The 13,623-nt window shown below is 63.8% G+C and carries 15 protein-coding genes; 11 read left to right on the top strand and 4 right to left on the bottom strand.

The window, feature by feature from the left end; genetic code table 11:
• Nucleotides 1–6: 6 nt before the first annotated feature.
• On the bottom strand, nt 7–432 hold the full coding sequence (locus tag JF545_RS07055; protein ID WP_206940648.1) for an HIT domain-containing protein: 426 nt from the start codon (nt 430–432) through the stop codon (nt 7–9).
• A gap of 152 nt (nt 433–584) precedes the next feature.
• Between JF545_RS07055 and JF545_RS07050 the strand changes: the two genes are divergently transcribed.
• The 3 genes from JF545_RS07050 (at nt 585) to JF545_RS07040 (ending at nt 2,288) form a co-directional block, all read left to right on the top strand.
• Nucleotides 585–1,331 carry a sulfite exporter TauE/SafE family protein gene (locus tag JF545_RS07050; RefSeq protein WP_206940646.1) on the top strand — a complete coding sequence of 249 codons (747 nt, stop codon included), beginning with the start codon at nt 585–587 and terminating at the stop codon, nt 1,329–1,331.
• A gap of 117 nt (nt 1,332–1,448) precedes the next feature.
• On the top strand, nt 1,449–1,580 hold the full coding sequence (locus JF545_RS07045; RefSeq protein ID WP_206940644.1) for an entericidin A/B family lipoprotein: 132 nt from the start codon (nt 1,449–1,451) through the stop codon (nt 1,578–1,580).
• A gap of 393 nt (nt 1,581–1,973) precedes the next feature.
• Complete coding sequence (locus JF545_RS07040) at nt 1,974–2,288, top strand: I78 family peptidase inhibitor (RefSeq protein WP_224908615.1); 315 nt, start codon at nt 1,974–1,976, stop codon at nt 2,286–2,288.
• Nucleotides 2,289–2,437: 149 nt separating this feature from the next.
• Here the strand turns inward: JF545_RS07040 and JF545_RS07035 are convergent, their stop codons facing one another.
• From JF545_RS07035 to JF545_RS07025, 3 genes are all read right to left on the bottom strand, one after another.
• On the bottom strand, nt 2,438–2,941 hold the full coding sequence (locus JF545_RS07035; RefSeq protein WP_206940639.1) for an acyl-CoA thioesterase: 504 nt from the start codon (nt 2,939–2,941) through the stop codon (nt 2,438–2,440).
• Between the two features lie 168 nt (nt 2,942–3,109).
• Nucleotides 3,110–4,417 (bottom strand): short-chain fatty acid transporter, encoded by a 1,308-nt coding sequence (locus tag JF545_RS07030; protein WP_206940637.1) that lies wholly within the window; start codon nt 4,415–4,417, stop codon nt 3,110–3,112.
• 163 nt (nt 4,418–4,580) lie between these two features.
• The gene (locus JF545_RS07025; RefSeq protein ID WP_224852129.1) at nt 4,581–5,936 is read right to left on the bottom strand and encodes an MATE family efflux transporter; all 1,356 of its coding nucleotides are present in this window, start codon (nt 5,934–5,936) and stop codon (nt 4,581–4,583) included.
• 508 nt (nt 5,937–6,444) lie between these two features.
• Between JF545_RS07025 and JF545_RS20210 the strand changes: the two genes are divergently transcribed.
• The 8 genes from JF545_RS20210 to JF545_RS06985 all read left to right on the top strand — a co-directional run bounded on the left by JF545_RS20210 (nt 6,445) and on the right by JF545_RS06985 (nt 13,604).
• Nucleotides 6,445–6,711: a Flp family type IVb pilin gene (locus JF545_RS20210; protein ID WP_206940635.1), complete on the top strand. Its 267-nt coding sequence runs from the start codon at nt 6,445–6,447 to the stop codon at nt 6,709–6,711.
• A 55-nt stretch (nt 6,712–6,766) separates the two neighbouring features.
• Nucleotides 6,767–7,717, top strand: coding sequence for a Flp pilus assembly protein CpaB (gene cpaB, locus JF545_RS07015; RefSeq protein ID WP_277987374.1), 951 nt, complete (start codon nt 6,767–6,769; stop codon nt 7,715–7,717).
• Nucleotides 7,718–7,845: 128 nt separating this feature from the next.
• Nucleotides 7,846–9,222 carry a type II and III secretion system protein family protein gene (locus JF545_RS07010; protein WP_206940631.1) on the top strand — a complete coding sequence of 459 codons (1,377 nt, stop codon included), beginning with the start codon at nt 7,846–7,848 and terminating at the stop codon, nt 9,220–9,222.
• A 34-nt stretch (nt 9,223–9,256) separates the two neighbouring features.
• Nucleotides 9,257–10,552, top strand: a complete 1,296-nt coding sequence (locus JF545_RS07005; RefSeq protein WP_206940629.1) for a CpaF family protein — start codon at nt 9,257–9,259, stop codon at nt 10,550–10,552.
• A complete protein-coding gene (locus JF545_RS07000; RefSeq protein WP_206940628.1) occupies nt 10,549–11,430 on the top strand; it encodes a type II secretion system F family protein in 882 nt (293 codons plus the stop codon). The genes JF545_RS07005 and JF545_RS07000 overlap by 4 nt, the downstream gene beginning before the upstream one ends.
• A 70-nt stretch (nt 11,431–11,500) precedes the next feature.
• On the top strand, nt 11,501–12,379 hold the full coding sequence (locus JF545_RS06995; RefSeq protein ID WP_206940619.1) for a type II secretion system F family protein: 879 nt from the start codon (nt 11,501–11,503) through the stop codon (nt 12,377–12,379).
• 38 nt (nt 12,380–12,417) lie between these two features.
• Nucleotides 12,418–13,224: a tetratricopeptide repeat protein gene (locus JF545_RS06990; protein ID WP_206940616.1), complete on the top strand. Its 807-nt coding sequence runs from the start codon at nt 12,418–12,420 to the stop codon at nt 13,222–13,224.
• Nucleotides 13,221–13,604: a DUF3613 domain-containing protein gene (locus JF545_RS06985; protein ID WP_206940614.1), complete on the top strand. Its 384-nt coding sequence runs from the start codon at nt 13,221–13,223 to the stop codon at nt 13,602–13,604. Before JF545_RS06990 ends, JF545_RS06985 begins: the two co-directional genes overlap by 4 nt.
• Nucleotides 13,605–13,623 lie beyond the last annotated feature (19 nt).

Here is a 13,623-nt window from a genome sequence, read left to right as displayed (position 1 = left end):
AGCCCGTCAGGGGTGCAAGGACAGCCCGCCGGCCAGCGCCAGCACACGGTCCTTGGTGGCGGCCAAGCTGTCCTTGTCGTAGGCGATGGCCTGGCTGTGGCCCCACACCGGCCCTGGCCAGGCCGCGTCGTCTTCTCGCCGCACGATCACATGCACGTGCAGCTGCGCCACCATGTTGCCGAGGCTGGCAATATTGAGCTTGTCACCCCCGGCGTGGGTCTTCAGCGCCTGGCCCAGGCGAGTGGCTTCTCGCCACAGCTGCTGCTGGTCGGCTTCCGACAGGTCGAACACCTCGGTGACGTTGGCCCGCCTGGGAATCAGTACCAGCCAGGGGTAGCGGGCATCATCCATCAGGCGCAGCTGACACAACGGTAGTTCGGTGACGGGATAGGTGTCGGCGACAAGGCGTGGGTCGATGACGAAATCGCTCATGGCGGGCTCCTGAATGGCGTTTCAGGCAGGGTACATCAGGCGGCCACGACAGGGGCATCTATTCGACGAAGTTCCTGTTCGACGTCACCCCTGCTCGATACACCCCCAGTTCGATACACCCCCTATTCGATACAAGCGAGAGAGGAAAGACGATGACCCTGGTCGAGGGAGCGGCCCTGCTGACGGCAGGTATCGTGGCAGGTTTTATCAATGTGCTGGCGGCGGGCGGTTCGATGCTGACGCTGCCGCTGTTGATGTTTCTCGGACTTCCCCCTCAGGTGGCCAACGGCACCAATCGGGTGTCGATCACTCTGCAGAGCGTGTCAGCGGTGGCCAACTTCTTTCGTGCAGGAGCCCGTCATATCGGGCTCAGCCTGCGCCTGTCGGTGCCTGCTGTACTGGGCTCGATGCTGGGCGTGTGGCTGGCGCTTCAGGTCAGCGATGCGTTGTTCGAGACGATCCTGATGGTGGTGATGGTCGCCGCGGCAGTGATCATGCTGCTGCCACAACCGAAGATCGACACTCGGCCCCTGACGGTGGAGCGGCTGACCCCTGGCATCTATCTGGCGATGTTCGTGATCGGTGTCTACGGCGGCTTCCTGCAGGTCGGGGTCGGGATTCTGTTCATGATCGTGCTGTATCGCATGCTCAAGATCGATCTTGGCCAGGTCAATGCCTTCAAGGTGCTGATCATCCTTGTCTACACCCTGCCTGCCCTGGGCATCTTTCTGTGGCATGACCAGGTGCGCTGGAGCTACGGCCTGGTGCTGGCCGCCGGCAGCATGACCGGTGCCTGGCTGGCGGTGAAGGTCAACATGAGTTCCCGGGGCGCCATGGTGGTCAAATGGCTGACGGTGGCGGTGATTGCCGTGATCATTTTGCGCCTGGCCCTCTACTGAGTGCTGTGCAGACCCTCGAAAAGCGCGACACAAAGCCTAGCGAATGAACGTCATCGTGCTAGATTATCTGAGGATGATGTATTTTGCTTACCCACCTGGCTGCAAGGAGAAGGGACAATGAAAAGGACGCTGGCATTGATTCTGGTATCGATGTTTACCCTGGCGCTGTTGAGTGGCTGCAACACGGTGCGGGGTGTCGGCCAGGACATCGAGAAGGGTGGTGAAGCCATCCAGAACAGCACCGCCTGATCGCTGGCCACAAACCTGCACTCCGCCAGGCTTTCTCCAAGGCCTTGGCAGCAAGGTCTTGGCAGCAAGGCCCTGGCAGAGAGCCACGGCAACGCAGGGATGCTGATCCAGCGACAGGAATAGGAATACGCAAAGTAAAAGAAACAGAAACACAAACGGCGGTGATGTCACTCAGGTGCATCACCGCTTTTTTGTGGACAGGGCAGGCGCCTAGCCAGTGATGAAAAAATAAGGAACATGAGGCAAGTCAGGAGGGGACGCCAAGCATGGTCCAAGGCATCTGCTATGCTGGCCCCTTGTCATGTGCAGGGCCGCCTGGCGCCAGCGTTCAGGCAGCAAGTGGCCCCTTGCCATGGGCCAGACGAAAGGACATTCAGGCACTGGAGGCCGATGATGAAAGCTCTTCTTCCGTTATTCATGGTTGCTGCGCTGGCAGGGTGCAGCGCGTCGTCGGGCGGGACCGGTGAGCCCGCTCCGTTGCCGCCCAAGCGGGCTCCCTTGGCTGAAGCCTGTGACGCGGCGGCTGTTCAGGACTGGGTGGGGCAGCATTACCAGGAGGCACAGGATGAACGCCTGAAAGCCGAAAGTGGTGCCAAGACCCTGCGCGTGCTGAGACCGGGCGGAGTGGCGACCATGGACCTGCGCCTGGACCGCTTGAACGTGCGCCTGGATGACGCCGATACGATTGTCGAGCTGGGCTGCGGTTGATCCCTCGTGCTGGCCGGCATCGTGATGGTGCGGGCCAGCAACCAGGAACCGTAACAGGAACCAGCACCGTAACCGCAGGCTGCGACAGGCCGCCTAGCGGCTGGCCTGTCGGGTCATCGCCGACCTCGTCGGATACGGCTTCGGGTGTCTCAGCGTTGGCCCAGCTCCTGCTGGGTGCGCTGCTCCTCTTCTTCTGCCTGCTTGCGCAGCTTCTTGCGCAGGGTGGCTTTTTCATAGCGCAGCTTGCGTATCGGCGTGTCCAGCGTCAGCGGCGGCACCGTGGCGGGGCGTCCGTCCGAGTCCACCGCGACCATGGTCAGGTAGCAGCTGTTGGTATGGCGAATGATCTTCTGGCGAATGTCTTCCGCCACCACCTTAATGCCAATTTCCATTGACGAGCGGCCGACGTGATTGACGCTGGCCAGGAAGGTCACTAGCTCACCCACATGGATGGGCTGCTTGAAGCGCACCTGGTCGACCGACAGGGTGACCACATAGTGACCTGAGTAGCGACTGGCGCAGGCATAGGCCACCTCATCGAGTTTCTTGAGGATGGCGCCACCGTGCACCTTGCCACTGAAATTGGCCATGTCGGGTGTCATCAGCACGGTCATGGTCAGTTCGTGCTGACCCGGGAGGCTCTGTTCTAGCATGGATGGCTCCTCAAGCATGCAGTTCGGTCTGTGATGCACATAGCATAACGCCTTGCCTCCGCGAGCGGAGACAAGGCGCACGTTGAAACTCAGTTGTTGCCGGCACTGTACAGCGGGGCGGTGACCGATCGGCCCGCCTTTGCCATCATCTCGCCCGGCTCGGGCGGCTCATAGCCAGGTCAGACACACCGAGATGATGATGCCGGTGATGAACAGCTGAACCAGGCAGAAGCCCATGATGTCCTTGGCCTTCAGTCCTGCAATTCCCAGCACCGGCAGCGCCCAGAAAGGCTGCAGCAGGTTGGTCCAGGCATCGCCCCAGGCGACCGCCATGGCGGCACGCGGGATGTCCACGCCAAGCGCCTGAGCGGCAGGAATGACGACAGGTGCCTGGACGGCCCACTGGCCTCCGCCCGAAGGCACGAACATGTTGACGATGCCGGCGCTGATGAAGGTCCAGAACGGCAGGGTGGTCTCGGTAGCGAAGGACACCATGGCCTGCGACATGGTCTCGGCGAGTCCTGACTGCACCATGATGGCCATGATACCGGCGTAGAAGGGGAACTGGATGACGATGCCGGCCCCGCCCTTGATCCCCTCGTTCAGGCTGTTCAGCAGGCTCTGAGGGGTGCGATGCAGCACGATGGCCAGAAACAGGAACATGAAGTTGACCACGTTCAGGTTCAGGCCACCGCCACCGACGAAGTAGCTGATCAGGTAGATCAGACCTGGCATACCCACCAGCAGCGCCAGCGTCATGCTGTTTTCCAGGCGCTCGGCCGGGCGGCTGATGCGCACGCGGCGGTCTTCTTCCTCTCCCAGCAGGGCCGGATCGACGTACACGCTTTCCTTTTCCCCCGGCAGCATCATGCGGTTGACCAGCGGCACCGCGATGAACAGAGCCAGCACAATCAGCAGATTGAAGTAGGAAAAGATGGTTTCGCCGGTGCCGATGACACCGATCTGCTCTGCCCAGGGGTTCCCTTCCGTGGCAATCGTCAGGGGGACCGATCCGGCCAGGCCGCCATGCCAGACCACGAAGCCGGAGTAGGCACTGGCGACCAGCAGGCGATAGTCGACGCGCACGACGCGGGCCAGCTCCTTGGCGAACAGGGCGCCCACCACCAGGCCGAAGCCCCAGTTGATCCAGCTGGCGGCCAGCGACACCAGGGTGACCAGCAGGATGGCGGCACCCGCGTTATTGGCGATGCGAGCCAGACTTGCCAGCAGGCGCTTGACCGGTGGCGAGCTGGCCAGCATGAAGCCGGTGACCAGTACCAGCAGCATCTGCATGGAGAAGGACAGCAGGTTCCAGAAACCGTCGCCCCAGTACGTCAGCACCGCCATGGGCGACTGGCGCTCCACCGCGATGGCCGCTGCCGCAGCGATGATGGTCAGGAGCAGGACGAAGACATAGGGATCTGGTAGATAGCGCTCCACCAGTTTCACGGCGGGTCGTGACAGAGCTCTCAACATGGCGTATTTCGCTTCTTCTGGTTGTGAAAATGGCCTTCCCGGCCACCTGGCGTCAACGGTGCCGCAGTCCGCCGCCGGGCGTCAAAGTCACCTTTCAAGCGATGACGTTTGGGCATACACCGGCATCTGAGCTGACAGCAGGGGCATCGACCGGGCGAAGGCCTTAACCCGTGCTGCTCCAGCGCGTGCTGCGATAGCGAAGATAGTAGGCCACAAGGACCCCGGAACGCACTGCGGTAAAAGTCGTAAAGGCTAACCAAAGTCCATGATTTCCCATGCCTTGGGTCAGCCACCACAGGGGCAGATAGGCGGCCAGTGCAATAAAGATCGAGTTGCGCATTTCGGCAATGGCGGTGGCGCCGATGAAGACCCCATCGAGCAGGTAGCTCCATACCGCCACCAAGGGCATCAGGATCACCCAGGGCATGAAATCCGCGGCGCTGGCGCGTACCTCGGGAAGCCCGGTGAGCAGGGCGATCAAGGCGTTACCGCCCAGGGCAAAGGCCAGGCTTGCCAGGGCGGCGGTCGCCAGCGAACACAGGGCAGCCGCTCGCACCGACAGGGCGAAGTCATCGAAGCGCCGGCGGCCGATGGCATGGCCGGTCAGCGCTTCTGCGGCATTGGCGAATCCGTCCAGGCCATAGGAGGTGAGCATGATGAACTGCAGCAGCACCGCATTTGCCGCCAGCACCGTATCCCCCTGGGCGGCCCCCTGGGCGGTGAAGAATGCCTGGGCAAACAGCAGCCCCAGCGTGCGCACGAACAGGTTGGCATTGACCGAGAACAGCTCGCGATAGGCGCCCACGGTAAACAGCCGGGCCCGCTCGAAGTGGCCTCCCAAGCGGCCGAGGCGGTGCCGGCACCACCATAGCCCCAGCGCCACCGTGCAGTAGTCCGCGATCACCGTGGCCCAGGCGACGCCGTCACTGGTCATGTCCAGGCCCACCACGAACAGCAGGTCGAGGACGATGTTGACGCCGTTATTGGTCAGCAGCAGTGCCAGCGTCACACGACTGTTCTGTTGCCCCAGGAACCAGCCCAGGATGGCGTAGTTGGCCAGGACCGCAGGGGCCGACAGCAGCCTGATCTCGGCGTAGCTGGCGGCCAGTTCACTGGCTTGCGGGCTGCCATCGAGCAGCCATAGCCCCAGCGCAATCAGCGGGCGCCCCAGCAGGATCAACAGCACGCCGATGGCGCCGGCCAGCAGCAGTGACTGGCCGAGCAGATGACGGACCTGGTCATCTCGACTGCGCCCCATGGCCTGGGAAGTGAGGCCGGTGGTGCCCATGCGCAGAAAGCCGAAACCCCAGTAGAGAAAGCCGAACAGCGTGGCCCCCAGGGTCACACCGGCCAGGTAGCGTGAGTCCGGCAGGTGGCCGACCACGGCAGTATCCACGAGCCCCAGCAGGGGCACGGTGATGTTGGACAGGATGATCGGCCAGGCCAGCGCAGCGATGCGCGGCAGTCGACCAAGGGTGTCGGCTAGGCCGCTGGGGGAAGAGGGTGGAAGACTGGCCACGGTTGCACGTCTGCTCGGCTGATGAAGATTCGGGTGAGGAGCGCAGTGTCCCGGCGCCGACCTCACGGGTCAAGCGGGACGCCTTGGCGGTCATGACGCAATGGCGTCATCCGGATCGTCATGGTGCGATGGATGGCCACGGAATGGCCGCTGGTCCGTTGGTTGCGTCCTTCATAACGGCACAGCGTGTGCAATGTCAGACATATTGAATGCTGGTTCATTGATATCCGAATGAAATGTTTAGTATCAGTCACTACCAAAAAATTACATTCCGTTGCCATCTCTAAGGTGACATAAATACCTCTTCTGGCTACTAATAAGATAATCCTATGAATTAATAAAAAAGGACTAGCAAGAAGGAGTAAGAAGCAGCCAGTAGACATCACGGGTGAGAAGGAACAGCCCCATAAAGACTGGCGATCTTGGTGACCGTGTGACGAACAATGATGAATCGGTAATTAAGATATAACGTATATAAAAATATCGATTTTACGCAGGAGTATCCACAATGAAAAAGTCCCCTCTCTTTTTCGCGAACCCCCTTTGCCCCAAGGCCGTCAAGGTCGCTGCCAGGCAGCCTCAGTGCCCCCAGCGCCGCCGTCAGCGCGGGGCAACCGCTATTGAATACGGCGTTATCGTCGCCTTGATCGCCGCAGCGCTCTTCTTTGTATTTGGTGCAGGAGACGCAGGTGGTGGATCTCTGGCCGATATGATCAGCAGCCTCCTTGATGACGTAAAGACAACTCTCGGCATCACTGGCTCTGCGGGAGACTGAGTCACTTCAGCTGTATCGAACTCCTTTGGGTATTGTCGATGTCGGTGGCTAATCAATGGCGGCTATAAACGAGGCGAGCGGAGTGGGAGTGAAAGGGCTGCGAGTCGCGGCAACGGTGCTCATTCTATTGGCCATTATGCTGGCAGGCTTAGGGTGGTACACGAGCAGTACCGAAGCACCTCCGCTGGATGCGGGGATTGAGTCGATGCAACCTTCTGCGCCGCCCGAACCACTGGGCTATCCGGTGCTGGTGGCCGCTCGGGAGCTGAGTGCGGGGGAGCGTCCCTCTGACCTGCCCGATGCGTTGCGGCTGGCCTATTTTCCTACCCCGCTGGATGGCAGCTTTGCTGAGCTGGCCCAGGTGCCGGATGCGCGCCTGGCGCGGCCCCTCGGTGAGGGCGATGTACTGAGGCCGGGCGGATTCGTCGGCGGTGGTGCCCTGGCCGATGTGGTGCCCCCAGGCTTTCGTGCCGTCGGGGTGGGTATCGACGCGGTCATCGGCGGCGGTGGTTTCGTGGCGCCGGGGGACCGGGTCGACGTGTTGTTCTTTGCCGAGACGGATGACGGCAACGGTCAGCGCCATCGGCTGGCACGGCGGTTGTTTTCCGATGTCAGCGTGCTCGGGGTAGGCGAGCGCCTGGTAGGTGGCGACCGCCAGGAAGACAGTGGCTCCGAGCGTACGGCCGTGCTGGCCATGCCGGAAACCCAGACCGCGCGGCTGCTGCTGGCCGAGGCGACGGGGCGGCTGCGACTGGCAGTGGTGGGCAACCAGGAAGCGGCTCTGGGCGAATCCTTCGATGACGGTCTGCGCTTCGCGCTGGGGCAGAGCGTCCTGCCGGTATCGCTGGGCCAGAGCCTGAGCCAGCCCGGCAATAGCGTCAGCTTCGATGAGCTTACCGGTATCGAGCGACAACCGCCCAGACCGGCGGCGCAGGCGTCACGCGCCCAGGGATACCAGGTGGTGCAACACGTCGGAGCCCGCAGTCGAGTGGTCTCACTGCCGTGATCGCGGGCAGCCAGCGGTAGGAAGGCTGGAAACGGGCGGTCAACAGACTGACATCATAATGAGAGGTTCGGCAGCGGTGGCGGCAGTCGCCATGGCTAGCGGAACCCGCGCAGGGAACAGGACCAAGCATGCAGCTAGATGGCAAGATCGCCCGACCGAAGTCGGTGTGCTGGAGAGTGTGTGCCCGCGGGACAGGGCGCGGACTGGCGCCAGGCAAACGCCTGGTAGCCGCGCTGCTGCTGGCAGTGGCGTTGATCCCCGCTGTGGGGCTGGCGCAGTCACCCGAGTCACGACTGAGCCTGGCCGTCGGTGATCAGCAGTGGCTGGGCCAGCCAGGACGTATCACCCGCACCGCGGTGGGGCGGGGGGACATCATTGACGCCCAGGTGCTGGACCCGCGGTCGCTGCTGGTGACCGCCGTCGGCCCCGGAAGCACCAGCCTCAAGGTATGGGTCGACGGTGCCAGCCAACCCCGGGAAACTCTGATTCAGGTGCGCCCCGCCGGTGGCGAGGGGCTCGAGTCGGAGTACTCTCTGGCCCCCGGCACCTCGCGTCCTGACGTGCGTGGCGTGACGCGCTCCCTCGAACGCCATGATCAGGCGATCTCTCGCTTTGCCAGCGATCCCATTGATGGGACCACCCAGGCCGGGCCGGTCCAGGTCCAGACCGACATCCGCGTGGTAGAGGTCAACCGCAGCCGCATGGCCTCCGCGGGCTTCTTCATCGGGCGCAACCAGGCAGGCTCGACCCGCTTTGCCCTGGGCCGCAGCGATGAGACGCTCGACTTCCTGGCGGGCGGTGCGGTGGCCCCCAATGCGGGTGACGGCGGCTTCTCGATCATTCAGGTCAATACCAGTGGCGTGCTCTCGGCACTCAGCGCCCTGAGCGCCAATGGCTTTGCCTATACCCTGGCAGAGCCCAGCCTGGTCAGCCTGTCTGGCCAGAGCGCCAGCTTTCTTGCCGGTGGCGAATTTCCCTTTCCCGTGCAAAGCGGTGACGACCAGATCAGCGTCGACTTCAAGGAGTTCGGTATCCGTCTGCAGTTGACGCCGACGGTGCTGGACGAGCGTCGCATCATGCTCAAGGTGGCGCCCGAAGTGTCCGAGCTGGACTTTTCCCGCGGGGTGCAGACTGCCGGGATCGCGGTGCCGGCGCTGAATGTCCGCCGCACCGATACCACGGTGCAGCTGGGCAACGGCGAGAGCTTCATCATCAGTGGTCTGGTCAGCCGCAACATCATTCAAAGCGTCGACAAGATCCCTGGACTTGGTGATATCCCGGTCATCGGCGCGTTCTTCCGCTCGACACGCCTGGATCGTGACGAGAAGGAACTGGTCATGATCGTGACGCCGCACCTTGTCAGGCCGCTGGCCGCCGGGGTGGATCTGGGGCCGATGCCTGGCGCCGCGTTCGAGAGCTATGACCCGAACTTCCTGGAACTGATGTTCGATCCACAGGATGCACAAGCCATAGAGCGCGTGTCCGAGGTGGGCTTCAGTCGCTGATCGGTGGTTGCGGGTGGGGTGAGAGGAGAGCGCCATGCCATTTCGTCAAAAGCGTGCCGAGGTCAGTCAGCGGAAGGCGGCGCCGGGGGCAGAGCCTGCCTTGATCAGCGAGCTTCACCAGCTGGTGGTCGAGCGCCTGGAGGATGACGTCAGGGGCATCGCCGATGAGCCCATGCAGCTGCGTCAGCAGGTGCGCGAGCTGGTGACAGAGGCGCTTAGCCTGCGGGGCTACGCCACGCCGACCGACAGTGTCGACGCTGTGGTCGAGGATGTCTGTCGCGAGCTCAATGGCTTCGGGCCCCTGGAGCCATTGCTGGCCGATGACACCATCTCCGACATCCTGATCAATGGTCATCGCCAGGTCTACGTCGAACGCCGTGGCCGGCTGGAGCCGTGTCAGCTCGCCTTCCTCGATGATGATCACATTCTCAGGGTCGTGCGACGCATGCTGGCGCCCCTTGGCAAGCGTCTGGATGAATCCAGTCCGATGGTGGATGCCCGCCTGGCCGATGGCTCCCGGGTCAACGCCATCATTGCGCCGCTGTCGCTGAACGGGCCCAGCGTCTCGATCCGCAAGTTTCGGCGGGAGGCGCTGACCGGGCAGGACCTGGTGGCCATGGGCAGCGTGCCGGCCAACCTCATGGCCTTTTTGCGCCGAGCGGTGGAAGAGCGCTGCAATCTGCTGGTCAGCGGTGGCACCGGGGCCGGCAAAACGACGCTGCTGAACGTGCTGAGCGCAGCGATCCCACCTCAGCAGAGGGTGGTCACCATCGAGGACAGTGCCGAGCTGCAGCTGGCCAGCCACCACGTGGTGCGGCTGGAAACCCGAGCGCCCAACATCGAAGGAGAAGGCGAGGTCGGCGCCAGTGCACTGGTCAAGAATGCCCTGCGCATGCGCCCCGACAGGATCCTGCTGGGGGAAAGTCGGGGCGACGAAGTGCTGGACATGCTGCAGGCGATGAACACGGGACATCAGGGCTCGATGAGTACCGTTCACGCCAATTCGGCCGCCGATGCCGTGGTACGGCTGGAGATGATGGTGCGCATGTCGCGCTTTCAGGGGACCGATGCGCTGGTGCGTCAAATCATCACCACTGCGCTCGACCTGATCGTACACGTCGCTCGCGACAGCAGCGGTCAGCGTCGGGTAGCAGAGGTGCTGCGTGTGGTCGGGTTACGCCAGGGCGAGGTGGTCCTGGAGCCGCTCTACCGAGAGGGGCAACCGGTGACTGACCACCTCACGGCGCGGCCAGCAGACCAGGCGTCTGCGGTCTGCTGGCCGCGGCTGCTGGCGGCGCTGGTAGATGGCGCTGAGGAGGCGCACCCATGAATGTCTGGGTGGTCTTTTCGCTGGTGGCGGCATGCCTTGCCACGGCTGCATGGCTACTGATGAAGAGCGCGCGTGCCCACACCGAGCGCGCGGCTGGCGGTCAGCGCACCGCGCGACGCCGCTCGCTGGTTACCCATGACTCGCTGATGGAATGGCTGGTCGAGCGCCTGACGGCGGCAGGGTTGCCCGCCTCGCCACTGAGTGTCGCTGTGGCCGGTGGCAGTCTGCTGGTGCTGGCGATGTTGCTGCTGTCACGCCTGGGGGCCGTCTGGGGCCCGGCGACCGTGGTGCTGGTGGTGGTGCTGGCCAATGCGCTGATTCGTTTGCGTGCCGCGCGCACCCGGCGCCGTGCACGCCGCCAGCTGGCGCCATTTCTCAGTCAGGTCAGCCGTGGCCTGGTGGCCGGTCAAGGGCTGGAAACCGCCTTCGTGCACGCGACACGGCGGGTACGTCCTCCACTGTCGGATGCGCTGTCTCGCGTCATGTTGAGGCGTCAGCTCGGTCAGGAACTGGACGAAGGGTTGGCCCGTGAGGGGCAGATACTGCGGCTCGACGAGTTGGGGCTGCTGGCTACCGCCATGCGCATCAACCAACGCCATGGCGGCAGCCTGTCCGACATGCTCGATGCCTTTGCCGCCGCCTTGCACCAGCGCGAGCAAAGCGGTCGTGAGTTGGCGGCCATGACCGGAGAAACCCGCATCAGTGCTCTGGTACTGGGCCTGTCCCCCCTGCTGTTGACGCTGTTTATCCAGCTGACGCAGCCGGCGTTTCTGCTGCCCATGCTGGAGAGCAGCGGAGGTCGCCAGGCCCTGGCGCTGGCCGTGGTCCTGCAGCTGAGCGGGGGATGGTTGCTGTGGCGCATGCTCAAGTCGGTATGACCCCCTCGCTGCAACGAACGTCTGCCGGCGCTGCAACGCGGGTAGGACAGACAAGGAGAACAGGCGGCTGATGTGGAATCTTTGGTGGAGCGGGTCCGTCGTGGCCTTGGCCCTGGCGGCAGCAGCCTTGCTGATCAGTACGCGGCTGCCCGTGGGTGAGGAAGGACAGCGCCGGCGGGAGGAGTCGCGGCTACTGCGGGAAGGGCGCGGTCTATGGCGCAGTCGCGCCAGCCGCCCTGGTCTGGCGGGACGGCTGTCCTTGCGTCTTCGGCAGTCCGGGCATGTGGGGGCCAAGGCTCAGCTGGCGGTGCTGCTGGCGTGGGCCGTGGTCATGGTCGGCGCCGCCATGCTGGGCGGGCTGCTGGCGATCATGGGCGGCAGGCCTGTGGCGGGTATCGTGGTCATGTCTGCCCTGTGGGGGGGCTTCGCAGCGGGACTGGGGTGGCTCGCGCTGGAGCGCAAGCGTCGTCGTCGAACGCTGCGGCTCGATGAAGATATCGAACTGGTGCTGCAGGTGACGCGGATGCTGTGGGACACCGGCATGACCCTGGAAAGCCTGCTGCATCGACTGATTCAACAGCTGGGTGCGACGACCCCGGATATGGTGCTTGAACTGCGGATCGCCGCCAACCGCATCGACAGCGGCCAGGATCGCGAGAAGGTGCTGGAAGAGCTGGCCGCGGTGCAGGCCAGCGAAGGCGTCGAGCAGTTCTTCCTGATGTTTGCCCAGATGGCCAGAACGGGAGGCCGCGCCAGGGATAGCCTGACCACCCTGGTGGAGCGCCTTGGGGCCCAGCGCCGCACACGTCTGCAACAGCGTGTCAGTCAGCTGTCCGGAACCATGTCGCTGGTGATGATGCTGTGTCTGTTCCCCGCCCTGTTGATCGTCATGGCCGGTCCCGCCTTGGTCAACCTGAGTGGACTGATGGGATCCCTGGGAGGGCCGTGATGCCGAGTCCTTTGCTTCACTACCGGTGGGAGACGCCGATGACATCGAGAGATCGCCACTCCACCCTCGCCGCTTCCGGCCAACCACCAGCTGGCATGCCACGGCACTCCGGAATGGGGGCAGCGTGGTGCGTCCTGGCCGCGCTGCTGGGAGTCTCGCTGCTGAGTGGATGTACCAGCGCGTCTTCACAGCCCATGCCCATGACGGCGTTCGCGCCGGCCGTCGAGGTGGTGGGCGACGCCCAGCAGCAGAGCAGCGGGCCCTGTGGACGCCGCTATGCTGCCGATATCGGTGTCGAGCTGTCGTTGATCGAGCGCATGCTGGACGACGGCAAGCCGCGCTCCGCCGCCGCTCACCTGGAGGCAGGTGACTATGGGCTGCCGCTTGCCTGGCGTCTTGAAGGCGATGCACGACGCGCCATCGGCGATGTCGAGGGCAGTAATCGCGCCTACGAGGCCCTGCTGGGCACCTGCCTGGTGGCAGATGGCTATCGCGGGCTGGCACGCAATGCCTTTCGCGCTGGCCGTCACGACCAGGCCATGACCCTGATGCGGCAGGCCCGGGAGTCCCGGCCGATCGATCCACGCATCCGCAATGATCTCGGCTACCTGCTGTTGCTGGCAGGCGAATCGCCGCAGGCGGCGGAGGAATTTCGCACCGCGCTGGAGCTCGACCCCAGCCACCAGCAGGCGGCCGCCAACCTGGTGCTGGCCCTGCGGCTGAGCGGGCAAGCCGCTCAGGCCGAACGCACCGCACGACGCCTGGGAGTCGACGCCCGACTGCTGGCGGCGCCGCCGCGTACGATCTCCCCGGCGGCATCTCCCGGTGAGAGGACGGAATCATGATGAGCCGACGCAGGATGCGCTCCTGCAAGGAGCGATGGACCGTGATGTGCAAGGACATTGTCACCCAGCCCAAGACCCTCATCGTGGCGGCGATGGTCTGTCTGCTGCTGAGCCTGGCGCTGATGCTATGGCCGGATCGCGCGGAAGCGCAGCAGAGCGCTAACAGCCATCCCGGCATCGTGCGACTTCCCGCCAGTCGCGACCCCTTCGGCGAACGTACCCGAGCAATGCTGGCCGCACAGCGTGAGGGACGCGTGGCATCGCCCTCCGTCCAGGTGCTGTCGGGCAAGGTCCAGAGCCAGATCTATCAGCGCTATGTGGACAGCTTCGGCCACCCGATTCCAGAGCGCTATATCGAGACCGGCTTTGGCGAGGATTGAAGCTGACACACCGCGACGG

It is taken from the genome of Halomonas litopenaei (assembly GCF_017303055.1).
Lineage (GTDB): Bacteria > Pseudomonadota > Gammaproteobacteria > Pseudomonadales > Halomonadaceae > Halomonas > Halomonas litopenaei_A.
Note: the sequence above shows the minus strand (reverse complement) of the source record. Positions and strands in the feature narration are given on the sequence as shown.

What these genes read in the sequence shown, in the direction of transcription:
- JF545_RS06985 (WP_206940614.1), top strand. Translation starts at nt 13,221, where the DNA reads ATGATGAGCCGACGCAGGATGCGCTCCTGCAAGGAGCGATGGACCGTG.
- JF545_RS07030 (WP_206940637.1), bottom strand. Translation starts at nt 4,417, where the DNA reads ATGTTGAGAGCTCTGTCACGACCCGCCGTGAAACTGGTGGAGCGCTAT.
- JF545_RS20210 (WP_206940635.1), top strand. Translation starts at nt 6,445, where the DNA reads ATGAAAAAGTCCCCTCTCTTTTTCGCGAACCCCCTTTGCCCCAAGGCC.
- JF545_RS06995 (WP_206940619.1), top strand. Translation starts at nt 11,501, where the DNA reads ATGTGGAATCTTTGGTGGAGCGGGTCCGTCGTGGCCTTGGCCCTGGCG.
- JF545_RS07010 (WP_206940631.1), top strand. Translation starts at nt 7,846, where the DNA reads ATGCAGCTAGATGGCAAGATCGCCCGACCGAAGTCGGTGTGCTGGAGA.
- JF545_RS07055 (WP_206940648.1), bottom strand. Translation starts at nt 432, where the DNA reads ATGAGCGATTTCGTCATCGACCCACGCCTTGTCGCCGACACCTATCCC.
- JF545_RS07050 (WP_206940646.1), top strand. Translation starts at nt 585, where the DNA reads ATGACCCTGGTCGAGGGAGCGGCCCTGCTGACGGCAGGTATCGTGGCA.
- JF545_RS07005 (WP_206940629.1), top strand. Translation starts at nt 9,257, where the DNA reads ATGCCATTTCGTCAAAAGCGTGCCGAGGTCAGTCAGCGGAAGGCGGCG.
- JF545_RS07000 (WP_206940628.1), top strand. Translation starts at nt 10,549, where the DNA reads ATGAATGTCTGGGTGGTCTTTTCGCTGGTGGCGGCATGCCTTGCCACG.
- JF545_RS06990 (WP_206940616.1), top strand. Translation starts at nt 12,418, where the DNA reads ATGACATCGAGAGATCGCCACTCCACCCTCGCCGCTTCCGGCCAACCA.
- JF545_RS07035 (WP_206940639.1), bottom strand. Translation starts at nt 2,941, where the DNA reads ATGCTAGAACAGAGCCTCCCGGGTCAGCACGAACTGACCATGACCGTG.
- JF545_RS07045 (WP_206940644.1), top strand. Translation starts at nt 1,449, where the DNA reads ATGAAAAGGACGCTGGCATTGATTCTGGTATCGATGTTTACCCTGGCG.
- cpaB (WP_277987374.1), top strand. Translation starts at nt 6,767, where the DNA reads ATGGCGGCTATAAACGAGGCGAGCGGAGTGGGAGTGAAAGGGCTGCGA.
- JF545_RS07040 (WP_224908615.1), top strand. Translation starts at nt 1,974, where the DNA reads ATGAAAGCTCTTCTTCCGTTATTCATGGTTGCTGCGCTGGCAGGGTGC.